At 34.3% G+C, this 26,055-nt stretch carries 23 protein-coding genes; 22 read left to right on the top strand and 1 reads right to left on the bottom strand.

The features are described 5' to 3' along the window. The first annotated feature begins 5 nt into the window (after positions 1-5). The 6 genes from H7A25_18510 to H7A25_18485 are packed head-to-tail and all read left to right on the top strand — an operon-like array spanning position 6 to position 3,456. Complete coding sequence (locus H7A25_18510) at positions 6-791, top strand: hypothetical protein (GenBank protein MCP5501900.1); 786 nt, start codon at positions 6-8, stop codon at positions 789-791. An 11-nt stretch (positions 792-802) separates the two neighbouring features. Then, positions 803-1,180, top strand: coding sequence for a hypothetical protein (locus H7A25_18505; GenBank protein MCP5501899.1), 378 nt, complete (start codon positions 803-805; stop codon positions 1,178-1,180). After that, positions 1,177-1,818 carry a transglycosylase SLT domain-containing protein gene (locus H7A25_18500; protein MCP5501898.1) on the top strand — a complete coding sequence of 214 codons (642 nt, stop codon included), beginning with the start codon at positions 1,177-1,179 and terminating at the stop codon, positions 1,816-1,818. The genes H7A25_18505 and H7A25_18500 overlap by 4 nt, the downstream gene beginning before the upstream one ends. Before the next feature lie 4 nt (positions 1,819-1,822). Beyond that, positions 1,823-2,347, top strand: a complete 525-nt coding sequence (locus tag H7A25_18495; protein ID MCP5501897.1) for a hypothetical protein — start codon at positions 1,823-1,825, stop codon at positions 2,345-2,347. After that, a complete protein-coding gene (locus H7A25_18490; protein MCP5501896.1) occupies positions 2,328-2,894 on the top strand; it encodes a hypothetical protein in 567 nt (188 codons plus the stop codon). Before H7A25_18495 ends, H7A25_18490 begins: the two co-directional genes overlap by 20 nt. 1 nt (position 2,895) lies before the next feature. After that, a complete protein-coding gene (locus tag H7A25_18485) occupies positions 2,896-3,456 on the top strand; it encodes a lytic transglycosylase domain-containing protein (protein ID MCP5501895.1) in 561 nt (186 codons plus the stop codon). Here the strand turns inward: H7A25_18485 and H7A25_18480 are convergent. After that, positions 3,427-3,651, bottom strand: coding sequence for a hypothetical protein (locus H7A25_18480; GenBank protein ID MCP5501894.1), 225 nt, complete (start codon positions 3,649-3,651; stop codon positions 3,427-3,429). The genes H7A25_18485 and H7A25_18480 overlap by 30 nt on opposite strands. 35 nt (positions 3,652-3,686) lie before the next feature. On the opposite strand from H7A25_18480, the gene H7A25_18475 reads away from it, so the two are divergent. From H7A25_18475 to H7A25_18400, 16 genes are all read left to right on the top strand, one after another. Next, complete coding sequence (locus H7A25_18475; GenBank protein ID MCP5501893.1) at positions 3,687-3,866, top strand: hypothetical protein; 180 nt, start codon at positions 3,687-3,689, stop codon at positions 3,864-3,866. Then, complete coding sequence (locus H7A25_18470; protein MCP5501892.1) at positions 3,867-4,076, top strand: hypothetical protein; 210 nt, start codon at positions 3,867-3,869, stop codon at positions 4,074-4,076. Between the two features lie 13 nt (positions 4,077-4,089). Beyond that, the gene (locus tag H7A25_18465) at positions 4,090-6,555 is read left to right on the top strand and encodes a hypothetical protein (protein MCP5501891.1); all 2,466 of its coding nucleotides are present in this window, start codon (positions 4,090-4,092) and stop codon (positions 6,553-6,555) included. Positions 6,556-6,567: 12 nt separating this feature from the next. Next, complete coding sequence (locus H7A25_18460; GenBank protein MCP5501890.1) at positions 6,568-9,765, top strand: strawberry notch C-terminal domain-containing protein; 3,198 nt, start codon at positions 6,568-6,570, stop codon at positions 9,763-9,765. Between the two features lie 326 nt (positions 9,766-10,091). After that, on the top strand, positions 10,092-11,108 hold the full coding sequence (locus H7A25_18455) for a hypothetical protein (protein MCP5501889.1): 1,017 nt from the start codon (positions 10,092-10,094) through the stop codon (positions 11,106-11,108). Between the two features lie 4 nt (positions 11,109-11,112). Further along, positions 11,113-11,451 (top strand): hypothetical protein, encoded by a 339-nt coding sequence (locus tag H7A25_18450; GenBank protein ID MCP5501888.1) that lies wholly within the window; start codon positions 11,113-11,115, stop codon positions 11,449-11,451. Continuing rightward, entirely contained in the window at positions 11,405-11,650 is a 246-nt protein-coding gene (locus H7A25_18445) for a hypothetical protein (GenBank protein ID MCP5501887.1), read from the top strand. The genes H7A25_18450 and H7A25_18445 overlap by 47 nt, the downstream gene beginning before the upstream one ends. Positions 11,651-11,664: 14 nt before the next feature. Beyond that, the gene (locus H7A25_18440; GenBank protein ID MCP5501886.1) at positions 11,665-12,471 is read left to right on the top strand and encodes a hypothetical protein; all 807 of its coding nucleotides are present in this window, start codon (positions 11,665-11,667) and stop codon (positions 12,469-12,471) included. 250 nt (positions 12,472-12,721) lie between these two features. Next, positions 12,722-15,811 carry a DUF499 domain-containing protein gene (locus tag H7A25_18435; protein MCP5501885.1) on the top strand — a complete coding sequence of 1,030 codons (3,090 nt, stop codon included), beginning with the start codon at positions 12,722-12,724 and terminating at the stop codon, positions 15,809-15,811. After that, positions 15,808-16,350 (top strand): DUF3780 domain-containing protein, encoded by a 543-nt coding sequence (locus H7A25_18430; protein ID MCP5501884.1) that lies wholly within the window; start codon positions 15,808-15,810, stop codon positions 16,348-16,350. The genes H7A25_18435 and H7A25_18430 overlap by 4 nt, the downstream gene beginning before the upstream one ends. A 31-nt stretch (positions 16,351-16,381) precedes the next feature. Next, positions 16,382-17,743: a HAMP domain-containing histidine kinase gene (locus H7A25_18425; GenBank protein ID MCP5501883.1), complete on the top strand. Its 1,362-nt coding sequence runs from the start codon at positions 16,382-16,384 to the stop codon at positions 17,741-17,743. Next, positions 17,743-18,159 carry a response regulator gene (locus H7A25_18420; GenBank protein MCP5501882.1) on the top strand — a complete coding sequence of 139 codons (417 nt, stop codon included), beginning with the start codon at positions 17,743-17,745 and terminating at the stop codon, positions 18,157-18,159. Before H7A25_18425 ends, H7A25_18420 begins: the two co-directional genes overlap by 1 nt. Before the next feature lie 13 nt (positions 18,160-18,172). Further along, on the top strand, positions 18,173-18,742 hold the full coding sequence (locus H7A25_18415) for a hypothetical protein (GenBank protein ID MCP5501881.1): 570 nt from the start codon (positions 18,173-18,175) through the stop codon (positions 18,740-18,742). Between the two features lie 2 nt (positions 18,743-18,744). After that, positions 18,745-22,143 carry a DUF1156 domain-containing protein gene (locus H7A25_18410; protein MCP5501880.1) on the top strand — a complete coding sequence of 1,133 codons (3,399 nt, stop codon included), beginning with the start codon at positions 18,745-18,747 and terminating at the stop codon, positions 22,141-22,143. A gap of 6 nt (positions 22,144-22,149) precedes the next feature. Further along, positions 22,150-23,934: an AIPR family protein gene (locus H7A25_18405; GenBank protein ID MCP5501879.1), complete on the top strand. Its 1,785-nt coding sequence runs from the start codon at positions 22,150-22,152 to the stop codon at positions 23,932-23,934. Further along, complete coding sequence (locus tag H7A25_18400) at positions 23,931-26,054, top strand: ATP-binding protein (GenBank protein MCP5501878.1); 2,124 nt, start codon at positions 23,931-23,933, stop codon at positions 26,052-26,054. The genes H7A25_18405 and H7A25_18400 overlap by 4 nt, the downstream gene beginning before the upstream one ends. Position 26,055 lies beyond the last annotated feature (1 nt).

The following is a 26,055-nucleotide window of genomic DNA, read 5'->3' as shown; positions in this document are numbered from 1 at the left end:
TTAACATGGATCTTAGCTATTTAATAACAAAATACTTAATCAATATTTTCATTGAGAACATAATAGCTATATTATCCGGTTCGAGTGGAATTGTGTTTATATTTTTTGCATCTATCAAAGCCTATTTCAGACTGAAGCAGACCAAGATCTATTCTGTGTATAAGTTTTTTGTAAACTTTCAAAAAGTCTTTAATCATGGAGTTTTTCAGGAAATAGAACGCTTACCTCGTGATAATGATGCGTATGTAGGAATGGGTAATGTTGCAAAGATCGAACTACTCAGACAGATTCATATTATTGAATCTTTAGAATATTTTAATCTATTTCAGGGTTATCTTTTCGAGTTATACGGAATCCGGGATTATGAAGATCTGAAGGTATTTAGAAGATACCGGAATTTTTATTCCTTCTTTAAAACATCCTGGAATTTGAGATCCAAGTATGAGCTTGAGAAATTCCTTAATATGTTTCTGGTTACTCGAAGGAAAATCTATTACAAGCTTATGCGTTATCTGGATAGAGATGGAAAATGCAATCTTATCGATTCCCGATATTTAGCCAGATTATATCTGGAAAAAACGCAATACATGCGGGTGCAATTAGAATCGTATATAGATGATACTCTTTTTTATACGGATAATTGTGCCTACTATGATATAATGGGAATTTTCAAGTTTATGAAAGTCCTGATAATCGGGCATAAGAAAAAGCACATACTGGATTGGAATACAATGAACGGAAGATTGAAAAATATTACGTTTAAAAAAATGAGCTTATATACTAAAATTTAGGAGTAATCAGCATGAAAACTTTTCTTGAGATTATTAAAAACACATTCACAGATTCGGAAAAGACATTTAGTTTTTATACAATATTTGTATGCTCGATTATTACAATACCGGTGATTTTTAAAGAGGCATTTACGAAAGATGTGAAATACATAAAGTTAAACATTGTAAATTCGCCTATTGATGAAATTCCCGGCTATCATCTTACAATCTTTTCCGCTTTTGCTATTATGCTCATCTCTATCTATGCCGGAAAGCTTTTGAAAATCGCCACCGAATTACTCTATCTCATTGTTCCCTACATAGAAAAGAAACTCGGTATCGAATCCAGAAACTCTAAAAGTTCAGTTGAACCTTTAGAGTTTAACCCGAATGAGGATTTAAGAAAATGAAGAAAAAGACAAACAGAAAAATTATAGGAACTGCACTGGTATTATTATTTGCGGGCTATTTATATTTTTCTTCTGACAATACCAAAAAAGATCCGGGCAAGGAAGACTTTGATCCGAATGACTTAATCATTCCTCCAAAACCCGATGATGGTAAAGAAGATACTAAAAAAAGGGAAGAGCCAAAGCCCTTACCCATCCCTGGTTCTACCGAAGAACGAGATAGATACGATGGCTTGTATCAGGATTATGGAAAGTTATACGGGATAGATTGGAAAATTTTAAAAGCTTTAGCCGGTCAGGAAACTAACTTTGGAATGGCTTCCCATTACAAAAATAAAATTCCACTTCCACCACGTCGACTCGGACTTATCCCTCTTAAAGAAGTAGAGTTCAACTGGGTTCGGGATAAACTCGGCTCAGAAGTGAATGACTTCTCGGAAATGTGGGAGCCGGAAAAGAATGTTCGCTTTGCTGCAAAGCTTTTATCTTTCTATTATAACTATGTAGGTAAAGACTTAAACAAGTTTCTCGCTTACTATAAAAATGGTGATTCTGAAAAAGCGAAAGCTGGCAATTGGGATTTTGCTACATGGGAATATATCAATCGCTATAAAGTGATTTATGCAGGAGTCGTGTAAAACGATGTCGCCGGAATACATCAAAACTCCCGGAGTCTCCTGGTCGATAAACTGGAACTGGGATAAAGGATTCAAGCGTATTCTGGATAATGCTTTATCTTCTTTGAATGTCAAAACGGTTCATGTGAATAGTTTGTATAGAACAACGAATGCGAATAGTAATCATCAGGCAGGAAAGGCTATCGATATAGATAGAGTCATCTTAAAAAATGGAAACGTGATAGATTTTCACATAAGAGATTCTTTATACAATAAAACAAGGGAGAAAGATTTTACTAAGAAGCTTATAGAAAAAATGAAAGGGTATGACTCGGCAGTTTATTCGCCTTCATGGCTATATAAAAAAGGAGTCACAAACAGAGTAAACCTGCAAAGAAGCGATGTGAAATTAGAAAATGAACACACGACACACTTGCACATCGGAGTTACAGACACATACAGGATCATAATCAGAAAAGCCGGGTCCGGATTTATCCCGTTTATTTTACTCGTAGGGGGGATATATTATTATGCAAAGAATAAGGCTTAAAACTTCATTCTTGCAGGGAGATGTATGCCCTGCCGGATACATGCTCAAATCAGAGGATTCAAATGTACTAATACGACACTTTCTGGATTATAGCCTTGTTCCCGCAGATATAAAAATTAAAATCCCGGATAAACTCTATGCCTATCATCGCTTTGTTCATAACGAAGCAAAAAGAAGGCTCTCCTTTTTAACAGGAAGATCTCCTTACTGTTCAGAAGGGATTCCAAAGATTAACCAGAAAGTAATATCTCAAGATCCGAATACAAAGAAGTTTGATAATCTTTTTATATTAAATAATCCCAGAGCATTTGCTGGAATGAATTTAAAAACTTATGATGCGATTCTTTCTCCTTCAGAAGAAGGCATAGAAGTTAGCAGTAATTCAAAATCTACACTCGATAAGATAGAAAAGATTCTTGGTAACTCGATGAATCTTGTAATGTGGTCTGCTATCGGACTCGGTTTATATGTTTCCTACACGATTTATAAAGATGCAAAAACAGTTCGTAAGAAGACAGAAGCCCTAAAGAAGGTAAAAGGAGAATGACATGGCTAAAAGAAAAAAGAAGAAATCGCTGGTACCTGCCTTTATATTAATCGCTCTCGGTTTTGGTCTCCTGAATGCAAAGCCGGTTGAGGAACCGGATGATGTAATTAGACCCGATCCTTCATATAAAGATAAGTGGGATAAAACTATAAAACTGGTCTCGGCAAGCTTCGGTCTTTCAAACTGGCTCTGGTTAAAAGCTTTAATCGGTGTGGAGTCCGATTATGGCCGTTCTTCTTTTGTCGTGAATAAAATTTTAGGTACCGGAAGAAAGAGAGGGATTCTTGGAATCACAGAAAACACATTCAGCTATCTGAATTCTAAATATTTTAACTCTATACATAAGCCCGATGATCTCTGGATTCCGGAAGTCTCGATTAAGTTCGGGGGCAGACTCTTAAAAGAAAACTATGATTTCTTCGGTGGTGATATTAAGAAAGGAGTAATGGCTTACAATGTGGGAGCCGGTAACGTGAAGAGTGGTAACTATATAGATAAGGCAAGAGCTTACTATACTAGATGGAACTCGGAATTAAACAGTCTTACCGGAAGAGGAGTTTAAGCTATAATGATTCAAAAGAAATGTAATGACTTTCAAAGATGTGATTTTTTCGGATTTCCCGAATACTTCAATATTCTTTTCTGTAAGTTGTTTCTCTATGGCTCTCCATATCTCCGCACTTTCTCTGTCGGTGATATAGCATTGAACTCTCAGGTAATTATTATGATAGGTCTTTGATTCTTCTGAAACAGGCATAAATAAAATATTTACTATTTAAGGATTTTATTGCAATGAAAAAAAGAACACAGGGAAAAAAACGAAGCAGAAAAAACAAGAAAAGGAAAACGGCAAAGAGAAAATATAAGGTATGTGGATTGGAAAATAGCCCGTGTGTGGGAATTGCTCTGTATTCTCTGGATACAATAAAAGTTTCCAACCGGGATAAATATCTTATTCAGGAGCTTACTTAGATGACAGAACCACAGATTAATTCCATTATCGATGAGTTTCAGGAACATCCTGTTATTTCTAAAAGCCAGATTCATTGCAAGGATCTAAACTATGTCCTGATGTTCAAACATGCTGGAATCAGTTACAGCTTTGAGTCTTCAACCAAATTTAGAACCTGGATAAAAGACTATAACAAAACACAGCAGACAAAAAGAAGCAGGAACAAATAAGAAGGTTAAACATATGGCTTTTTTCGATTTCAGATATTCTACAGATGTTTTTAAAAATAACGATAGGCTGAACAATGGTTTTACAATTTATAAGTATGAAGATGAACCAAACGTAAAAAAACCTGTAGCAACAACAGTTAAAGATAAAAAACCTAAAAAAACTGATAGGAAGAAACCAGAAAGAAGCACTCATCGAAAACCTAAACCTGAGAGAGAAAAAATTAAGTCCCCTCCTATTGTTGATGAGAGTCTTGATAATAACAATGAAACAAGGTTTCCTGCGTGGCTTCTTAAAGATTTCATAGACCTGATAGAAAAAAGTGTATCTGAAAACATAAAACTGAAGAACAAACAGATTATAGAAATCTCTAAAAGCTATTTTAGTAAAAATAGTCCTATCAATATTAAATACATTCAGGAAGTATTTGAGTATGCTCTTGTAAACTATTTGCGTGATATAACTTTTGAGTATTATAATAAAGGTGAAAGCTCAATCTTAGAACTCTTCAGAAACAAAGCTTTAAAGGCTTATGAAAATCAGCCCCCACTTACAGCAAGAACCGCAGAGTCTACAAAACTACAGCAGTATTCAACCCCCTTACCCCTTGCTTTTCTAATCAACTGTCTCATACATGATGTTTTAGATACAGAAAGTGGTTTTAAACTATTAGAGCCTAGTGCGGGAAATGGAATGCTTGTTTCCGGAACCGAGAAAAATGTAAAAGTCTGGGCGAATGAAATTGATACAGGGTATAGAACTACACATCTGAAAAATTCTCCCTGGATTCAAACCGTTACCAATGAAGATGCACTCAAGCTTTTAGTTGATGAAAGACAGGCTGTATATGTTTCGAATCCTCCCTTTGGAAGATATAAAGATAAGGTAAAGATAGATAAAAAAGTTCTTCCAAAAATAGAACAGGCGATTGCCTATCACAACATTACGAACAATATGGCCGATGGTTCTTTTCTTGTGATGATTCACGGAAACTGGGTTTTAGAAAAAGATAGTATCTCCGGAACAAAACTAAAATACGAACATAAAACTTTCTATGACTGGCTTTATACAAATTGTTCTGTATTAGCTAATATAGAAATCGATGGGAAAATCTATAATAAACAGGGAGCCAATTATCCTATTCATGTAATCCTTGCATTCAAACGAAATGATTTCAAAGGCTTTCGATATAAGAAACCTTTTAAACATGCTTCCTCGATTGCTGATTTAAGAATTGGAGACGGGACTATTCTTCGCTGTAAAAACTGGGAAGATGTGCTGGCAGCTTTTGCCACTTTACGAGGGAGAATTGCACACTACCCGTATAAAACCTTAGATGGCGATATTCCTGAAAGTTCAACTGAACTTTCAGAAGATGAGGAAGAGTTACAATCTGAAAAGGAAAGTTCAACTGAACTTTCCGAAGAAGAAAATATATATAAAATAAAACTCTCTTCTTTCTCAGGATGGAATATTATACCTCCGGAACAAAAAGATTTTATAAAACAATTACAGAAAGAGAAATCAGAAGACTTTGCATTCTTTGTTGATAAAGTAAAAGAGTTTTCTTATATACTGGATGAAAGAATTCCAAAATACAATAAAAGTCAGAGAGATAATAATTACAAAGAACTATCAAATAGACCTGCTTTTCTTCGCTTCTTTGCAAGACCTGCCGTTGAATTATATCTCATTGATTATGACAAGAAGCATAAAGAGTTAATGCTCTATGGTTCCATTCCGGAGGATGGAGAATTTGAACATGGCTATTATACACCCGAACAATTATTTTCTTTGTTCGATGATCCGGCACTCGGAAAATTCAATTTTCTTGAATTAGATTTTCATTATACTGAGATTCCCATACGTGATATAGACGATGATAGAAACCCACATTACAAAAGAGGATACCATGAACCAGATACAACAGACGATAGAGATGAAGTTTCAGACGATGATAGAGAACCTGATAGAGAGATACCAGTACGAGATGGAGACGGGACTGGATCAGTTCGACGAGGTGATGGACAGGACGATGGAGGATCTGGGGATTCCGGTGAGTCTGGACTCGGAGGAACCAACATCGGCAGCGATGACTCTCATCCATCATGGAAAGAAACTGAACCTTCTGGAAATGCAGGCACTTCTGAAAAGACACAGAGAGAACGATCTACTCCTATCGGATATAATAGAGAGCCTGTTTCCTTAAAAGAAAAGCAGCTTCCCTATATTTCTGCTGATGGAATAAGAAGCGATAAACTCATTCCATCGGCTTATCTTAATTCAACCACAGAAATCCATACAAAACTTAGAACGGCTATTGATACTACAGTCTCTGAATTTCTGGTTAAAGAATTGAGTTATAAAAATGCAAAAGAGTTACGCAAAGCCCTAACAGAAGTTCAGCAGGATGCAATAGCCTTATTTATTTATAATCACTGCGGTTATTCAGAAAAAATCAGAAACATAAATGCAGCTTAGAGGAGAATATTTTTGAGAAACTCGGTAATTATAGCGGATCAAACTGGAGTAGGAAAAGGAAGGATTGCAGCTTCCATCATACGCTATGCTTTATTAAATAATAAAAAGGTAATGTTCTTTACTGAAAAGAATACTCTTTTTTCAGATATGGTTCGTGACTTAGAAGGCATTGGCTTTCTATCCAGTCAAAAGCTCAAAATATTTGAAATCAATAAAAAAGGAATCCAGTATAACAATGTAAACTTTGCAAATAATTCAAAGACATCCCATTACAGTAAAGAGCCGGTCTTATTCTGCACTTACTCACAGGTGAACAGAGGCTTCGGTGGAAGACGGTTTATGGAAATTTACAGTGCCATCAAAGAAGCCAACCTGAATACAAATAATGATCAAGAAAAAGAAATTGATATATTCAATACAAAAAAATTTCAGCGTGAATTCCCTGAATTTAATTCACATATACAAAAACCTTATAAACCCGGTGACAAGCATTACTGGCAAAAAAGACTCTTATTAGATTTAGCTAAAGATGCAATTTTAATCTTAGATGAAGCTCATAATGCTGCGGGAAACATGAGTAACTCTTTTTTCTTCTTCCGGGAATTAATAGAAGATTCCTTAAACTGCGTTTTCCTTTCCGCTACCTGGGCAAAGCGTCCGGACAATATGCTTTTGTATCATCCGAAAACTGTAATGAACCTTTTTTCTACAAAGGAGCTTGTAAACATTTTAAAGAAAACAGGAACTATCGGACAATCTATTCTTTCTAATGTGCTGGTGCAGGAAGGACAGCTTTTACGAAGAGAAACTTCCTTTGAAGGTGTAAAGATTGATACTCTTTTTACTAACCAGATTTTAGCGGGGGAAGAAGAAAGAGTAAATAGCGAGTGGACTAAGATTTCTAAAATCCTGCAAAAGATTTTACTCTTTGATATTTTTGTTAAGCAAAGAATCATTGGGGGAATCAATGAAGGCATGAAAGAGGATGATACGGGAACTGTAAGTTCGGGTGGAGACACGCAAATGGCAAGGGCAACATCCAACCCTTTCTCCTCAAGAATTACCAATATGGTAAGCCAGATTGATCTCGTATTAAAAACGAAATCTATCATTAAAAAAACGAAAGAGCTGGTAAAAAAAGAAAATAAGAAAGTCGTAATAGGTTTGATGTCTACAAACGATTCCTTCTTCAGTGATCTGTATGCTCATAATGACAAAGCAGATGATTCTTTTAATCTCGTGTTTATCAAAACATGGAAGAAGCTTCCCGATTATAATGTGAAAACTCGCAAAGGAATTGAGAAGAAGCGAATAACAGAAGATGAACTCAGAGCTTTCATTCTTCCAAGTCACTTAAAAGAAGATGTTTTTCGATTTGTTAGAAAGTTTACAAAAGCCGTATCTGCCTATGATTTCTACCATGAGATTTTAAAAGATATAAAAACCACAGAATTAGATGATAAGCTTTCTGTAATTGATACAGTAAAGAATGAGCTTATCAGATCGGGAATAGAGGCGGATGAAATTACAGGCCGTCAAATGCACATTAACGATAAAGGATACTATGTAAAACGTAAACGAGAGAGAACCGAAAAAATCACAAAGCAATTTAACAATGAAGATCTGGATGTTCTTATCATCAATGTCTCCGGAGCGACGGGCATTTCTCTTCATGCTTCCGAAACTTTTGCAAATAAAAAGCAGAGAGTTATGCTTATGGCTCAACCTCACTGGGACATCAATGTTTATGTGCAAATGATGGGACGTATTCACCGGACCGGCCAGGTAAAGCTTCCGGAATATATTATGCTGAATCTTCCCATTCCTACAGCAAAACGGTTTGCTGTAATGCTTAGAAAGAAACTCTCTTCTTTAAATGCCAATACGAAGGGAGATATAGACAAGGAAGATCAGGCTTTACTTGGAGTTACCGACATGGCCAATAAAATAGGAGATAAGGCTACTAAAGATTTTGCTGATGATGTAGAAAATACTCATCTTAACAATCTTCTTGGAAATCCTCTGAAGCTCGGAACCGAGAAAGAAGTTCTAACAAATCAATTTTTGAAATTTACCGGCAGGCTTCCCATACTTACTGTAAAACAGCAGGAAGAAATTTACTCTGATTTAGAAGACAGATACCAGCTCTTGCTTGCCGAGTTTGAAGCTTCCGGCAAATCTCTGGATAATAAAACCTTAAACTGGAATGCAAGACTTATTGATTCAAAAACAATCATTGAAGGTGATGCCGATGACCCGAATGTTCTGAATCATCCCGTCTTTATGGGAGTCTATACCATCCCTTATGACAAAAAGAAGTACCAGGAGGAATTGCGAACTGATGTCGCATTTGATAAAGACAAATTATTGAATAGGGTGCAGAGTAATATTCAAAAATACTACAGTAATAATCAGGAAATTAAGGAAAGCGAAAGACATAAAATTAATTTTGAAATCTACAGAGATGTTCTGAACAGGTTCCGACCGGGTTTTAACTATATTCTAATTGATAAGGATACAAACCAGATTGAATATTTACGATGTTTGCATATAGACTATTCACCCAAAGAAAAACAATTTCCGGCCAATCCGTCGGCTCTTGCTTTCCATTTTGTAGGAACCGCAACTCTAAACACGAATAACTATCTCAGGTTAATTGCCGGTCAGGAAACCCTGCAAAAAATGAATCAATACGATTATCCGGACTTTGAAGATAAGTTTTTTGAATATATGGATAAGGGCAATAACCGAAAAGTTCTAACCGGGAATCTACTCAAAGCGATTGGAGAGTTTGAGGTAGGAAAATATATTACCTTTACTCTTGATGATGGAAGAGCCGAGCAGGGAATCCTTGTACCTCAAAGTTTTGATTTTGAACTCATAAACTTCAGTGTGGATGATATTATAAGTTTTATTCTGGATAAGAATAAGCCTTTAACTCTCGGAAGTATTTATTTTACAAAAACCAATGATGATACTATATTCGTGACTATTCCGAGAGCCAATAAGTTTTCCCGTTTTTACCAGGATGAAGTTTTAAATAGTCTTTCCAACTCTGATGGTTTTGTGTCTCCGAATACGAATACAAACTTTTATACCTATTTCGAGAGTAAACATTTACGCTCTGTAATTGAAAGATTGATAGAACTTGGAATGCCCACCCAGGCTGTCTTCAAAGTTAGTAAAGCAAGTAAAAAAGCAGATGAATGAAAAATATATGGAAGATTGATTGTCGAAAAATGTAAAACTCTATGTCGATGTATGTTGAAAAATGAAAGTGAAGTTTTCAGTACCTGTTGAAAACGTAAAATAAGGGTACTGTAATGATTTAAAAACGTAAAATACTACGTTGGTGTTTGTTGATTCCGGTTGAAAAGTATAAATTTCGTATGTTTCTTTTCTCTTATTTTATCCTTTCACCGGACTTTACAACGTAAAATTGGAGTAAAATCTTTGCAAACTGGCTGCAAATCCTGTGTAAATTTACATGTGAGTTTGCGTATATTTTGCGATTATAATTTTTTGAAGGAGATAATATGGGAGTAGAAGCAAGTAAGAGAAGTGAAGCAGGCAATACTTTTGCAGGTATAATGTCTAATATATCCAGAAGGAAATCTAAAAATGAGGATCTGGAAAAAGAAGAAAGCATCCGCTTGATCGTATCTTCCAATCTTCGAAGGATTACCTATCGTGAAGAAGACCTCGAAGATATGAATTTTAAAAAACTCATATCTGATTTTCCGGAAGCAGAGTATACAGACATTAAATATGAACTCATAGGTATTGCTACCGTTGTGAATGAAGATGGCTCTGTAGATAAGATTCAGGAAAACATTAGGGATGGCCACTTTTATCAATACAGCGATAATGAAGCGGAAGAGGATGAAGAACCGGAAGAAGAGTTTGAAGAAGTTCCAACAATACGAAACGAAAGTCCGAAAAGCTCAGAGGCTTATTCTTTTTCTGTAGATATTAATAAGCTTCTGGAACAATCTCTTTCTGCACAGAAAGAACAGATGCAACTCTTTCAATCCTTAAACCCCAGACAGGAAAGCAGGGAAAACTTATTCAGTGAAAGAGACAGAGAAACCTTACTGAAAAATATTGAAAAACTGGAAAGAGAAAATGAAGAATTAAAAAAAGAACTGAAAGAAAGTTCTAAGTATTCAGAAGAGAAACGAGAAGAACTTCGAGATAAGATTCAGGAATTGAACATGAAACTTGTGCTTTCAGAAAAGACCGATATTTCCACCAAGAATCTAAAACTTGAATTGGAAAAGAAGCAGGAAGAAATCGAAGATTTAAAAGATGAAAATCGTAATTTGAAATACCAGATAGAGCTTGAAGATATTAAAAAGAAATTCAAGGCAGGGAAAGTGGATAGCGAGTTTGATTACTCTTTTAAGAAAACGGTTTCTGAAAAAATGCCGGATATTCTCGATGCAGGTATAAGCATTGCTCGAAGCTTTGCTTTCAAAGGAGAATCTAAAACTTTACCCAATGAAGAGTTTGAAGAAATTCAAAAACATGCAAATAATCTAAAGATAGGATAACAGGATGGAAGAACTTACTGAAATAAAAGAAGAGTTAGAAAATTTAAAGAGAGAAAATACATTATTAAAAAGCCAGTTCAGAGAATTTATTAAAAAAGTGAACGATGAATTGATACCCAATTCCTGTTTCCTTCTTCAGAACTCTGAAAACTTTGCGAACATCTTTATATCCCAGCATAAAATGTTTCTCAATTCTTATATAGGGAAAAGCTTTGCAAAGACCGAAGAGTTTGCAAAAATCAATTCCACTCTGGATGATATAGTGAATAATTTTAATTCATGGAAAGAGGCAATCAATGGCACTGAACCAAGAAGACATTCAGAAAGTATTCATAAGTCTTGAACTATTTTTACATGATTATGAGGAGGCTAAAAAAGCCTACTCGGAGAAGAATTACAGAAAGGCAATACAGCATAGTAAGAATATAATTGATCTCATTTCTGATAATCTACCCGGGACGAAGAAACACCCTGTAGAAGTAGTATCAAAATCAGAAATGGAAGATATTACAGCCTGTGATAATGCAAAACCAGTAAATTAATAAAGGATTTTATAATGTTGCAACTATCGAACGAAACCACTTTACAGGAACTCATAGACTTCTTCTCATCCAAACCAAAGGGGGAGACGGAACCCTCTCTCACATTACCGGTTTTTGATTTGAGTTCAAAGAATCCGGATATGTATACATCCGCCAATGGTCTTTGCTACCTTGCTTCCACTGAAGCGTTTCAAAATCTGGCAAAGACCAAAAGACCAAATTTGCATGATACCCGCTTTGACTTTCATTCTATTTGCTGGAAAGTTGGAGAGGAAATTAAGACAGGAACATTAACTTCCAAAGATAAAGCTTTTGATTTAAAGGTATATACGTATTCGCAAAATAATTATATTGCTGATACAGCCTGCAAGCTGCTAACCCTGTTTTTCCTTCTTAATAATCACTATGCTTTGAAGGGAAAGGAGGTTCTTTCGATTCCGGAGCTTTACAGAACCGTAATTAAAAACAAACTCACGTTATTTATCGATAATCAATACACAACTACCTCGGTAAATACAAAGCCCTTCTTTGATTTTTTCCTGGGCGAAAACTATTCCTACGATGAAATCTCACAGCCAGGAGAAAAGCTAATTGATTTTGCCAATCAATACAAAGGTCGTGTGATTCATCTGCGGAAATACAGGGATTTGAAAACGAAACGGGGTCCGCATTCTATCTCCTGTATGGCCATAGACAGACAGCATATCAAGCTCATCGATACCACACACCAATCGGTGAATTTTTCTATTATGGACAAAGAAGCACTGAAGGAAAACTTCATAAATAGAAAATACATTGCCTATGCGGGTGTGATTTTTTGAATTGTATGAGGATATTTACTTCCGGAAGGCTTGGTATTGAGCACCTGCGGGGAAGGTAGGATTAAAAGGCAATTTGTAAATTATATAGGGAAGTTTTCAAGAAAAGGTATAGTTTTTGATCATAATTACATATTTTAAGAAATTTAGAAAAATTTTCTTGCATTTAATACTTGTTTTTTAGAGCTCTTTCTCATACAAATAAAATATAAAGAAAAGTATTAATCAGACTAAAATACTGGAAAATCAATATATGAATACAATCCAACACCTATGCACCCCAAGAAAAACAGTTTTTCATTCTAGTAATCGTGAAGATGTTCTAAATCTAAGAGATTTAATTGAGAACAAAATTGATACAAAAACCTTTTTTGAAGAGAATTATATAACAAGTGGCATGGAAATATTATTACAAAATGCTATAGAAAGGTTTCAAAAAAAGAGTGATGTTGGCTTAATTAAACTAACTCAGGCCATGGGTGGTGGTAAGACGCATAATATGATTGCTCTGGGTCTACTTGCTAAAAATCCGGAATTAAGAAAGAATATAACAGTTAATAGCAAAACTATAGAATATAAAGATGATGTTCGTGTTGTAGCATTTTCCGGTAGGGAAACCGATGCTAAATATGGAATCTGGGGTGAAATTGCCAGACAATTAGGGAAATTTGAAGAGCTTAATGACTATTATTCTCCCTTACAGGCTCCCGGAGAAGCAACCTGGACAAAGCTCTTACAGGATGAAAAACCACTTCTAATATTACTCGATGAGTTACCCCCCTATTTTGAAACAGCAGCATCGAAAGTAATTGGAAACTCTGATTTAGGAGTAGTAACAACTGCTGCTATTGCAAACCTTCTGGTAGCAGTTACTAAGTCCGAGTTATCCAATGTATTGATTGTAATTTCCGATTTAAAAGCATCTTATGAGGGTGGTTCTGAAAAGCTCAATTCTGCAATTGCAAATATTTCCAAAGAAGTTGGTAGAACGGCATTAAATTTAGAACCTGTAAAACTCAACACAGATGAAATCTATCATATTCTACGAAAAAAACTTTTTCAAACAATTCCAGACATTGCAGAAATAAAAGAAATTGCGAATGCTTATGGGAAGGAAATTCAAAAAGCATATCAGATGGAGTATCTTACCAGACCATACCATGAATTCTCTGCTCATGTGGAACAGTCTTATCCATTTCATCCATCTGTTAAGGATCTATATGCAAGGTTTAAAGAAAACTCAGGCTTTAACCAGACAAGAGGATTAATAAAATTATTACGTTCTGTTGTTGCTTCTATTTTTAGCGAAAAAAGAAAAAATGAAAAAATATATTTACTTTCTCCTCAACATTTTGATCTCAATGATGATGTTATATATAATCAGGTAGTTAACATTAATGAATCTTTGAATAATGCGATTAGTAAAGATATTGCAGCAAAAGGAAATTCTCAAGCAGAAGAATTGGACTCCGGTAAGGATAGAAAAGATCATAAAGATACTGCAACAATCATATTTATTTCTTCACTTGCAAATATTCCAAATGCTGTTCGTGGATTACATGAATATGAAGTTTTGCTTTATCTATGTGAACCTGAAAGAGACATCACATTTATAAAAAACTCAGTTCTTTCGGCACTAAGAACGAATTGCTGGTATTTACATTTAGACAGGGAAGGAAGGTTTTTATTCAAAGATACTCAGAACATTCTGGCAGGTATCAATACAAGAATACAGAGCTATAATCCGGAAACAAACCGAAAAGAACTACGGAAAATGTTAAAAAAACTATTCAATCCAGAAGTTGGTGATGTTTATCAAGAAATTCATGAATTAAAAGATTTAACCAGTATTCAACTAAACTCTGAAAAAGTATCATTACTTATTTGTGAACCCAAACCGGAAGGTGGAAATCATCCTGACATTAATGAGTTTTATGAAAATCAGTTATTTAAAAATAGAGTGTTATTCCTTACAGGTGAAAAATCCGGAATGGATTCTTTATTAAAACAAGCAGCAAGAGTCAAAGCAATTCATGAAGTGATTGATGATATGGATAGAGAAAGCATTCCTAAAACAGATCCCCAATATAAAGATGCTTTCGAATTAAAAGACAAGTTTTATGCTAATTTCTATAGTGCAACAAGAGAAACCTTTACCTTGTTGATTTTCCCTTTTTCAACCGGTTTACGTAATGCGGACATTACCATGCAATTTTCTGAAAACCAGTATAATGGCGAGGAGCAAATCCGTTCTGTTCTTTTAGAAAAGCAAAAATTTACCAATGATATTGATAGTGATACATTTAGAAAAAAATGTGAGACAAGACTTTTTACCCATCAGCAAATGGAATGGAAGGAAATAAAAAATCGGGCAGCCACACAAACAGGCTGGCAATGGCATAAGGATGATACTCTTGACAAGCTTAAAGATAAAATGCTTCGCCAGGACAAATGGAGATTGCAGGGGAAATACTTAGATAAAGGACCGTTTCCTCCACCAGAAACTCGAGTTATTGTTGAACAAGTAAGAAGAGATGAAAAAACAGGTGCATGTACCTTGAAACTAAAACCTGAAAATGGTGATAAAGTTTATTATGAATACAATAAAGAACCAACAAGCTCATCCAGTCAAATAATAGACTTCACTGCATTTCCTACATCAGAAATGAATGTGTATTTCTTATGTATTGACTCTTATGGCAAACATCCCCAGGGAAAGGTAGAACACTGGCAAAACGAATTGAAGTTGAAGTATAAAAAAATTCAAACCGGTGGTTTATTATCAGTAGAATTAGAATCAATACCATCATCTTCAGAAATTACTTATACTTTAGATGGTTCGAATCCACTTGAATTAGGCACAACATATTCTGAACCTTTCAAAATTGAATCCAGTTGTCTTTTGCTGGCTATAGCAAAAAAAGATGGAATTTTATCAAATAACCTATCTGTTCGCTTAGATCCGGCTACCAATCAGGATGAGTTTGAAATTGATAAAACAAAAGAACTACTATGGGATAAGAAATATTCTTTTACTGAAACATCTGAAGTTTTTGCTTATATCGATAAGCTAAAAAAAGAGAGTATTTTAGTTTCCAGAGTGGAAATTTATATTAGTACAGAAAATTCTGATGATTGGATTGATATAAATTATGGTAAAAGAAGTTTTATATCCGGAGAAAAGCTGGAAAAGGTAGTGAATGCCCTTAGAGAATCGCTGAATGGAGGATTTAGTAAGGTTTCGCTCGATGTATTTCATATGAAGTTTAAAGATGGACAATCTTTTCTGGACTGGGTGAATAGCGAAAAGGCAGAATACAAAGCAGAGGAAATCCAACAATGAAACAAGAAGCATCAGCATTATCCTTTTTAAAATTTGGTGCCAGGATAGAAGAAATAACACACCATTTTGCTATCAATTTAGGGAATCGTCGTGGTCCTTTTGTGTATATTAGCGAACATTTTGAAGTATTTGAGAATGAAGAAAGAAGAAAATTGGAATACACCTTAAAACCGGAAGATCCAAAAATGAAAGTAGTGCTTCCCTATGACAAATGGAAGGAAATTGAAGAACCAGTTTGTTTCACATTGAACCAGAGCTTAAAGCGAGCAGGATTAAAAAAATCAAGATTTAAAGCCGGTATTAATGCTCTTCCAAGACTCCTTGGTAAAGAAGTGATTTTACTCTGCTGGGCGATAGAAGAAGTAGAGTTGGATTTAATCCCTATTGCTATTAGAAATTGGCAGGGCTTGCAACCGGAAGAACGCTGGTGGCTTTTTACTATGACCAATGCCGCAAGTGGACAGGCTGTCAAGGATAGGAGTAGAGGCTGGCGAAAAGCGGTGAGATACGCTCTAACAGAAAATCCGGTGTCGGAATAAAGAGTAAAATCATAACCCACTAATGAAGAAAATGAATGATATACAAGAACTAGAAATTTTACTCACTGGAAAAATCGATTCAGAGTCCAGTAAGAAAATTAAAGAACTTGCAAATGATATGATTGAAAGCTCTTTAACTGATGAACTATTGTCATTACTAAATAACTTGTTTAGTCCAAGACATTTGAGAACAAAAGATTTTTCTAAAACACATTTACTTTCAATTGTCTTCAGTATATATTCGACTATATCTCTTGATGAAGGAATAAACTTTGCAAAATCAGTTATTGAGAATATAGAGCCTGTGCCTAAATTTGCCATTAGCGGGCTTTTAAGGAATTGCAGGAAATTAAATGATTACTCTATAGCTGATAATTTAATTAACTCTAAACTTTTATCCAAAATGGATCATTTTATAGCTTTTGAAGCTATCTATTATTTTGAAAATAGAGGTGAGGAAGAAAAACTTAAGCACATTTTAAGTGTAACTGAAGAAAGATATGGAAACAGTAAACCTATCCAAGAAACTTTGTTAAAGTTTTATTTAAAGTATGGTTTAATTGATGATGCAAATCGCATAAAGAATAAATTAGACAAAAGGTTAAAACTACAAGATGTAAGTCAAACTACAATTGATAAACAAATTGAAAAAGAAGTTTATGATAGATTCATTGAGTTATTTCGTAAAAATGAAGAAGAGACCAGAAAAGCTCTTCTTTCAGAACTTATCAACGGAATCACGCACGAATTCGGTCAACCTATTACAAACATCAATTGGAGGCTTCAATATTATAAGAAAACATTGCAGGATCCAATCGCAAAAGAAGAAGTAATAAAAATTTTTGATTTAGTATTGGAGGAAACATCAAGGCTTAACCAACTGGTAAAAACGATTGCCCCAATAACATCTTCAAAAGCGACCAAAACAACTTTTAATATTGTGGATGTTATCAAAAAAAGATTCAATGCTTATAAAGAGACAATGGAAGCAAATCATATTATATATGAAATACACTCTAATCCTGATGAAATTTCTCTCTACCAGGATCAAATTAAATTTGAACAGATTATCAACAATCTTATTTTAAACTCGATAGATGCCTTAATTGAGAAAGATATTCCGAATAGAGAAATACATATATCAATAAAACTATTGGTTACAGATATTTCTATTTTTTTTAGAGATAATGGAATCGGTATACCTGAAGATAAAAGAGAGAAAATCTTTATTCCTTATCATACCACGAAAAAGAAAAGTAAAGGAGAAGGTTTGGGTTTATATATAGTCTTTAACTTATTGAAAATCATGAATGGAAATATCTCGTTGGATGCAAATTATAAAAATGGTGCTCTTTTTAAAATTACAATACCAAAGAATCAAGAGGAATTATAATGGAAAACTATAAAGTTTTAATCGTAGAAGATGAAGAAAAAACAGGAGAGATATTACAAAAGGCTCTAAAAGATAAAGAAATTGACTCGGATATTGCCAGTGATGGTCAAAGGGGAGTTGAATATTTCCAAAACAATAAATACGATTTAGTAATCTTAGATCTAAAATTACCGGAACTTACAGGTGATGAAGTTTTGAAAAAAATCAGAGAAATGGATCCATATATAGAAGTCGTAGTTTATACGAATTATGATGAACCACCAATTATGGCTAAGTTAATAAACTTACATACTACTGGTTTTTATAAAAAAGGTGCAGATTCAGACTTATGGGAATTTGTGGACTTCATAAGAGCAAAACTAATGCCTTTGTCTCCAGAAGAAACAAAAGAAATTTTAAATAGAATATTGAACTAAGAAGGTTAAAGAAATGAATTACTTTTTAGATACAAATTCTCTCTGGTATTTATTAGATAGTATAAGCAAATCGAAGAATATACCGCTTGAGCCTATGTTAAAAGATGAGAATGGAAATTACACCTTTACAATCTCTGAAATTACTTCTCTGGAAATATATTCTGTATTAGGAAAAAATGGAAGAGGCTCTTCCTTACAAAAAAATATCTGCACTCGTAAATTAAAAAGTGATGGAAGCATAGAATGTGGTCAAGAATGGTTTGAGTTAGCTAAAAAAAAGATTTCAAATCCTTTATTACAACAATACGCGAAGCTTATTCATGATATGGAAGCAGGTAGAGGATTTATAAAAACGAATATAATAAAAATAGATACAAGCACCATTACTAAAAGCCGTAACCTTTTAACAAAATATGCCGGTCAGTATGATTTTCAATCATTGGACTCTTTGGTAACAGCCTCTTTCTTAGAAGCAAAAATAGATGATGATTGGACAATTGTTACTTCAGATAAAAAATTGCAGAATGTTCTAAAGCAAGAAAATTTAACAATCTATGACTCCCTAAAGGGAACAACGATCTAACCATGAACTCATTTATCGAAACACAATTCCCCGTTTCACGGGTTTCCAAAGAATCCTACAAAGAGCGTATGGCAAACTACAGCCAGACTTTGACAGGTCTTGGCAAGTGGTGGGGACGTAAGCCTTTGATTCTTGTGCGAGCTACCCTTTTAGGTCTTTTGATGCCTACTTCTAATAATCCGGTTCGAGATAGAGAAATTTTCTTAAAAATTCTCACGATGGATGAAGATGGTCTCTGGGAGAGGAAAAATAAACCTTTAAGTGCTAAAGAAGTTTATAATATTCTAACTGATGAATTTCACGAAGGTAGAGTTTTTATTAAAATAGATAATTATTCCGATGTGTTTCCTACCTTTAAAGAAGTATCACGGGAGGCTTTTTTAAGTCGTTATATTACTGAGAAAAATGGTTCGTATCGATGGATTAAATCGCTGGATAAAAAAGAAAAGCTAAGTCTGGAACGCTTTGCTTTTGACTGTCTCTATTATGATGAAAAGCTAAATTATTGTGCAAGACCCGAACAAATCGAAGGTCCTTCCAAAGAATCATGGAAAGAGATTAATAAACATCTCGGAACCAATGCGAATTCAATTGTAGAACTTACACAAGAGCTTGGCAAAAAGCAATTTGGTTCTATTCCGCGTGTGGGCGATGCGTTTTGTGGTGGTGGTAGCATTCCTTTTGAAGCAGCAAGAATGGGTTGTGATGTTTATGCCAGTGATTTGAATCCGGTGGCAGCACTGTTGACCTGGGCAGCTTTGAATATTGTTGGTGGTGGAGAAGAAGTTGCTACACAGGTCAAAGAAGCACAAAAAGAAATCTATGAGGCTGTAGACAAACAGGTAACAGAATGGGGCATTGAGCACAACGAATTTTTCCATCGTGCGGATGCTTACCTCTATTGTGTGGAAGTGGAAGACCCCGAAACAGGCTGGAAAGTGCCACTGGCTCCGAGCTGGGTAATTGGAGAAAAGACAAAGACGGTGGCAATTCTTGTTCCAGACGAGAAAAACAAGCGTTATGAGATTCAGGTAAAAATGGATGCTACTCCTGCGGAAATGAAAGCAGCCAAGCAGGGAACTGTTGTAAAGGGCTATGTTATTCATCCAAAAAATCCCAATCGGATTCCTATGGATCTGGTGCGAAGAGAAAACAAAGGCGGTTTACGTCTCTGGGAGAATGATGATATAATTCCACGTCCTGACGATGTGTTTCAGGAAAGGTTGTATTGTATTCGTTATGTAGTGAAGTCTTTATCAGAAAGGATTTGGGATTTTTGCAAGTTTGCAAAAGATACCGATTTTTCCATCTATAAGAAGATTTATTTGGAACCCAAAAAAGAGTTGTTAAAAAAAATGGCAACTAGTCTGAAAGTCGTATCTGATAATTTTCTTTTTTCGATTGATACAGAGAAAATTAAAGAGCTTATTTCTGATAAATCAAAAGAAATAGCTATTACTACAGAAAATTTGGTGTTAGCTTTTTATACTCTCGAATCCTGTAAGCATTTTGAGCTTCGTGAGGATGGAGAAGAATATTTATATTTTGAAAAAAATGTTTATGGTATTGTATTACAGGTTAAACTTAGCTATGGGACAGACGAGTTAGCTTTATTGGATTTTACAATTCAGAAAGCAAAACCTAAAGAAGGAAGTGAGGATTTAATTACCGATAAAACACCCGAAGAAGCCATTGCACTATTATTAGAATCTAATGCGAAATCTTCAGACTACCGCTACTATACCACCCCCACCCCTGAAGACATAGAACGAGAAAAGAAAGCCTACCAACTCATAAAAGAACGCTTTTCCGACTGGCAAGAAAAAGGTTATATTCCTTCTAAGAAAATAGAGCCGGGTGACGAAACCTCAAGACTTCAACGCGAAAAAGGCTGGACCCACTGGCACCAATTATTCAATCCGAGACAGTTGCTGGTAAATGGGTTAATTATGAGTTGTGTTAATAATTTTAAAAAACAAGAAATTGTAGTATTAATTCAATTAATTATTGGTAGAGCAACAAATTGGAATAGTAGTTTATGTATTTGGGATCCTCATCATACAAGGGAAAAAACAGCAATGACTTTCCTTAACCAGGCATTAAATACTATGCTTAATTTCCCAGCTGCTTCTTTATTATCATTATCTACTTCTATTAATTTTCCAATTGGAAATGAACACTCTGTTTTCTCATCATCATGTAATGTTTCTGTTAAAAGCATTAGTGATAATACTTTTTATAATAATATTTGGATAACAGACCCACCTTATGCCGACGCTGTCAACTATCATGAGCTAACAGAGTTCTTCCTTGCCTGGTATGAGAAGCATTTGCCGAAGTTGTTTCCTGATTGGTATACGGATTCCAAGCGTGCTCTGGCGATTAAGGGTCAGGGGGAAAGTTTTCGGATTTCTATGGTGGAGGCTTACTCTAACTTAAAAAATAATATGCCGGATAACGGAATGCAGGTGGTGATGTTTACGCATCAGGATGCGAGTGTCTGGGCAGATTTAGCCTTGATTCTCTGGGCAAGTGGATTGAAGGTAACAGCAGCGTGGACGATAGCTACGGAAACTACATCGGCTCTCAAAGAAGGTAATTATGTTCAGGGGACTGTGCTTTTGGTTCTTCGTAAGAACACTTCCGAAGAAACCGCTTTCTTAGACGAACTCAACCAGCTCATCGAAGACGAAGTCAAAATACAAATCGACTCCATGCACAAAGTCGAAGACAAAGAGGAACCTAACTTTTCCGACACAGATTACCAGCTTGCCGCTTATGCAGCATCCCTGCGGATTCTCACCGGATATAAAAAAATCGAAGACATAGACGTTCAAAGGGAACTTTCTAAAACCAAAAAGAAAGGTGAAGTTTCCGAGCTGGAAAAAACAATAGAAAACGCCAAAAAGATTGCAGCCTCATATCTCATTCCCACAGGAATCGATAAAGCCAACTGGCTTGATCTCAGCGGTGAAGAGCGTTTCTTTCTTAAAGGACTCGATATGGAAGCCAAAGGGGAAAATAAACTCGGTGCTTATCAGGAGCTTGCCCGCGGCTACGGACTCAGGGAATATAAGGACTTACTCGGAAGTTCCCATGCCAACCAGGTAAAACTCAAAACACCGGAAGAATTCGGCACAAGCCAACTCTCCGGAGAAGGCTTTGCCATAACCTCCACCCGCCATTGTTTGTATGCACTCCTTTTGACTGTAAAGGAGGAATCACCCAGAGCCGGAGTCAACTGGCTTAAAGTAGAACTGGAAAATTTCAGCCAGAAAAAAACACTGGTTAAAGCAATCTTAGAATATCTGGAAAGGTTCAAGTATAGCCTGCCCCACTGGGAGGTTTACAGCGAAAAAGCCACTCAGGTTAAAGCGATGATTGAGAGTGAGTTGGAGTAGAAAGAGATGATAAACGAAAACTTTTATAAAATTATCAATCAAGAATTTGATGCTATAATAGAGAAATACAAAGAGGAAGAAAACTTTCGAACTAAACTGAAGCAAGAAGAACAAAAAAAAGCCTATGCTTTTATGATCTGGTTTTTAGAGTTCTACGGGAAAATTCCAAGAGTTAGAGAAGAAATAGTAGATGGTCCCGGTGACTTTTCCTGTGACATTATCTTTCCCAAAGTAGATTACCAGAATGAAACCGTTTATTATGTAGTACAATCTAAATGGAATTCTGAATCGAATTGTAATAAAATGATTAGTTCAGATGAGATAAAAAAAACTCTGAACGATTTTGATACTATTTTACGGGGTTCTAAAACAGAATCTAAAAATGAAAGATTCAATGAAAGAATCAAAGGTTTACAAAACCATCTGGATAAAAACGGAAAGGTAGAGTTTTTATTTATAACCCTCAGTAAGAATAATCCCGATGTAGAAGAAAATCTAAGTGGTTTTGAAAAAGCAAACCCCAATATGTTTGTTAGAGTTTTTGATATACACCATATCAAAAAAGATTTCATAGATGTAAGATATAAGAAGTTAGAAAGGTTGGATCTATTAAAAAGAAGAACAAATCCTATCAATGATAAAATTACAATCCAATTAGAACGACTCGGAACAAATAACAATCAGATACAGATAAAAAAGCCATTTGATGCTTACATTTTTCTCGTTAGACCCAAATTGGTTTATGAGTTATTTAATAAATACGGCTATAGCCTGTTTATAGAAAATGTTAGAAATCCTATCAAAGACTCAGATATAAACAAGAGAATGCAGGAAACTTTACTCAAAGAACCTGCATACTTCTGGTATTATAATAACGGAATCACAGCAATTTCCAGCCTGATTCCTGAGCTGAGTAAACAAGCCAAAGAAATTGAAATTACAGGTCTACAAATTATTAACGGTGCACAAACTGTCCACGCTGTTTATAAAGCTTATAGCGAAGCTTCAACTACAGAACGTCAAAAAATAGACGAAGAAGTTCTTCTTACGTTTCGCTTATACAAATCTGCCGGTGAAGACTTTGATAGAAAAGTTACCAAATATACCAACGCTCAAAACCCTATGAGTGACAGGGACTTCTGGGCAAATGACCCGGTGCAAATTCGTTTGCAAGAAGAGTCTTATAATACACAATTTTGGTACCAAAAAAGAAGGGATGAATTCGTTGAAGTTCCGGAAGATGTTACTGTTTTAGATAATAAATTAATGGCAGGAATATATATAAGTTTTTTTTATCAAATTCCCTTTATCGCAAAGCAGGCTTTTAAGGACGAAGCTATTAAGAGGTATGATGCTCTATTTTTATCCAAGAAAGAAGATGATAAGTTTGGTTGGTATGAAATGATTTTCAATAAGGAAACAGAATACAAAGATTTACTGATTGCCGAACATATATATTTTTATATTGAAAAATTATTACCTAAGAGTGGTTTTTATGATAACCTCCAACTCAGTATTTTGGGTTTATTTAAAATTGTTTTTGAAAAATACCTTTCTTTAAAATTTCCTCAAATCAATGAAATTGATACAATAGATTATATTTATAAATGTTTTCAAAAAGAAGATTATACAGAGCTAAGTGAAGTAACAAAATTTATGCAAAACTATATTCACGAAAATTATAAATTAGAAGAAATTCAAGATGATGACTGGTTTTTAAATAAAGAATTTATGAGACTCAAAGTATTGTTGCCAGATAAGTTGAAGTTAAAGGATATGGAAGGAAAATGATATACGACAATAAAATAGAACAAATTTATGTTCCATTAAAAAATCTATTTTTAGATCATAAGAACTTTCGCTTTAAAGAAAAAGCACAAGCATTAAATAACCTAAAATCCGGCGAAGAGTTTTCAGATAGAATTCAGAATAAAATTTTAAACCTACTAATTGATAAAGAGCAGGGAATAAGTGATCTTCTAATTAGTTTCAAAGCCAATGGTTTTATAAATGTAAATCAAATTTATGTAAAAAAAATCAATGATGAAAAGTATTTAGTCATTGAGGGAAATAGAAGAGTTGCAACATTAAAATACTTAGAAAAAAAATCAAAAGATGAATTTCCCGAATTAGGAAAATTAGATCCGGAGGTATTCAACGGTGTTCCTGTTGTAATTTATCCATATGAAGAATTGGAAGAACATCTCATTCTTGCCGGTCTTGATCATATAACTGGAAAAAAAAATTGGCCATCCGTAAATCGTGCAGAATACTTTTATTCATTAATAAAAGATCTTAATAAAAGTCAGGAATATATAGTTGAAAGGCTTGCTGACATTACCAAACATGAAGTTAGACGTTCACTAAGAACTCTTGCTTTGATAAAATTATTTAGAAAAAGCGAATATTTTAATGATAGTATTGAAGATGTGAAATATACTATTTTTCGAGAAATTACATCTAAACCCGATTTAAGAGAATGGTTAAGTCTGGAATTTGAAAATGAAGAAGCGTGTGATTTAATACATTATAATAAAACAAATATTGAAAAGATTTTTTCCTGGATTAGCTCTGTAGATAGAGATCCCATTCTAAAAGATGCTGGAGATATTGGAAAATTAAATAAAATTATTGTAGATCCTAATGCATTAGATATTTTAGAAGACTCAAACGATTTGGAAAAAGCCCTTCATAATTCAAAACATGCAGCGAGGGAAAATGTAAAAGATAATCTTAAAAAAGCAACGGCATACATTGAAAGTATTAAAAACTTCTCTGTTTATTTAGAGAAAAATGATTTAGTAGATATTATTGAAATTGAGAGAACAGCAAGAGAAATTTCGTATACAATCAGTGAAGAACAAAACACTTACAAGCAAAAAGCTGTTATTCTAAATCCTTTAAAACCTAAATCTCATTTTACTAACATACATATTAGTGACTATAAACTTTTAAAAAATTTAAAAATTGAAAATCCGGGCAGAATTAATATTTTTGCCGGTGCAAATAATAGAGGTAAGACAAGTATCCTGGAAGCTATTTATTATCTTGCCAATTTAAATGAACCATTTGAATTTTTAGAAAGTTTAAGCAACAGGGGAAAGATCTACAATAATCCATATAGTGAATGGATTTCTGAAAACACACATAATCTTACAATCAGTGGTAATTACTCTGGTGACGACTATTTATTAACTACTTCTCAAGAACAAGAGAAAGATCCAGAAATTGATAAAAAGTCTTATATTTCCAGTATTTTTTTAAAAGCTAAAAGAGAAAATGAGGAAGAGCTTTCTTCAAAAATCCAGTTATTTAAACCCTTTGAAACAAAAGTTTTTTATGAAGATGCTTATAAAATATGTAATATATCTTATTCAACTCCATTTAATATGAACTTAGAAAATTTTGTAAAAAAATATTATCCTTCAAATGAAAGCTTTATAATTGAAGTAATAGACTTTATCAAAGAAAATATTGATTCTGAAGTTGAAGATATTCGCTACTCTCCAAAACTTCAAAGGTTTAATGTTATAAAGAAAAAAGAAACTATTGATCTTTCAATGTTTGGTTCTGGAATGCAATTTATCTTTTATACCAGTATCTTGTTTTCTAACTCTAAAAATGGAGTAGTCTTAATTGATGAGTTAGAAAACGGAATTCACTATAGACTATTAAAACAATATACTTTATTTTTACAAAAGCTAGCAGAAAAATATAATGTTCAGGTATTTGCCACTTCTCATAGTCGGGAGTGCATAGACGCTTTTCTATTAAATTATTATAATAATGATGATATAGTAGGTTATGCTTTATACCAAGATGAAAAGGATCAATTAAATGCAGATAGGGTTTCCGGTAGAGATTTTCAAAAGTTCATAGAAAAATTTAATTTTGATTTGAGGGGGGAGTAAC

Source organism: Leptospiraceae bacterium (assembly GCA_024233835.1).
In the GTDB taxonomy this organism is placed as follows: Bacteria; Spirochaetota; Leptospiria; order Leptospirales; family Leptospiraceae; genus JACKPC01.
This window is presented reverse-complemented; position numbering and strand designations above follow the sequence as displayed.

What these genes read in the sequence shown, in the direction of transcription:
- H7A25_18510 (MCP5501900.1), top strand. Translation starts at nt 6, where the DNA reads ATGGATCTTAGCTATTTAATAACAAAATACTTAATCAATATTTTCATT.
- H7A25_18505 (MCP5501899.1), top strand. Translation starts at nt 803, where the DNA reads ATGAAAACTTTTCTTGAGATTATTAAAAACACATTCACAGATTCGGAA.
- H7A25_18500 (MCP5501898.1), top strand. Translation starts at nt 1,177, where the DNA reads ATGAAGAAAAAGACAAACAGAAAAATTATAGGAACTGCACTGGTATTA.
- H7A25_18495 (MCP5501897.1), top strand. Translation starts at nt 1,823, where the DNA reads ATGTCGCCGGAATACATCAAAACTCCCGGAGTCTCCTGGTCGATAAAC.
- H7A25_18490 (MCP5501896.1), top strand. Translation starts at nt 2,328, where the DNA reads ATGCAAAGAATAAGGCTTAAAACTTCATTCTTGCAGGGAGATGTATGC.
- H7A25_18485 (MCP5501895.1), top strand. Translation starts at nt 2,896, where the DNA reads ATGGCTAAAAGAAAAAAGAAGAAATCGCTGGTACCTGCCTTTATATTA.
- H7A25_18480 (MCP5501894.1), bottom strand. Translation starts at nt 3,651, where the DNA reads ATGCCTGTTTCAGAAGAATCAAAGACCTATCATAATAATTACCTGAGA.
- H7A25_18475 (MCP5501893.1), top strand. Translation starts at nt 3,687, where the DNA reads ATGAAAAAAAGAACACAGGGAAAAAAACGAAGCAGAAAAAACAAGAAA.
- H7A25_18470 (MCP5501892.1), top strand. Translation starts at nt 3,867, where the DNA reads ATGACAGAACCACAGATTAATTCCATTATCGATGAGTTTCAGGAACAT.
- H7A25_18465 (MCP5501891.1), top strand. Translation starts at nt 4,090, where the DNA reads ATGGCTTTTTTCGATTTCAGATATTCTACAGATGTTTTTAAAAATAAC.
- H7A25_18455 (MCP5501889.1), top strand. Translation starts at nt 10,092, where the DNA reads ATGGGAGTAGAAGCAAGTAAGAGAAGTGAAGCAGGCAATACTTTTGCA.
- H7A25_18450 (MCP5501888.1), top strand. Translation starts at nt 11,113, where the DNA reads ATGGAAGAACTTACTGAAATAAAAGAAGAGTTAGAAAATTTAAAGAGA.
- H7A25_18445 (MCP5501887.1), top strand. Translation starts at nt 11,405, where the DNA reads ATGGCACTGAACCAAGAAGACATTCAGAAAGTATTCATAAGTCTTGAA.
- H7A25_18440 (MCP5501886.1), top strand. Translation starts at nt 11,665, where the DNA reads ATGTTGCAACTATCGAACGAAACCACTTTACAGGAACTCATAGACTTC.
- H7A25_18435 (MCP5501885.1), top strand. Translation starts at nt 12,722, where the DNA reads ATGAATACAATCCAACACCTATGCACCCCAAGAAAAACAGTTTTTCAT.
- H7A25_18430 (MCP5501884.1), top strand. Translation starts at nt 15,808, where the DNA reads ATGAAACAAGAAGCATCAGCATTATCCTTTTTAAAATTTGGTGCCAGG.
- H7A25_18425 (MCP5501883.1), top strand. Translation starts at nt 16,382, where the DNA reads ATGAATGATATACAAGAACTAGAAATTTTACTCACTGGAAAAATCGAT.
- H7A25_18420 (MCP5501882.1), top strand. Translation starts at nt 17,743, where the DNA reads ATGGAAAACTATAAAGTTTTAATCGTAGAAGATGAAGAAAAAACAGGA.
- H7A25_18415 (MCP5501881.1), top strand. Translation starts at nt 18,173, where the DNA reads ATGAATTACTTTTTAGATACAAATTCTCTCTGGTATTTATTAGATAGT.
- H7A25_18410 (MCP5501880.1), top strand. Translation starts at nt 18,745, where the DNA reads ATGAACTCATTTATCGAAACACAATTCCCCGTTTCACGGGTTTCCAAA.
- H7A25_18405 (MCP5501879.1), top strand. Translation starts at nt 22,150, where the DNA reads ATGATAAACGAAAACTTTTATAAAATTATCAATCAAGAATTTGATGCT.
- H7A25_18400 (MCP5501878.1), top strand. Translation starts at nt 23,931, where the DNA reads ATGATATACGACAATAAAATAGAACAAATTTATGTTCCATTAAAAAAT.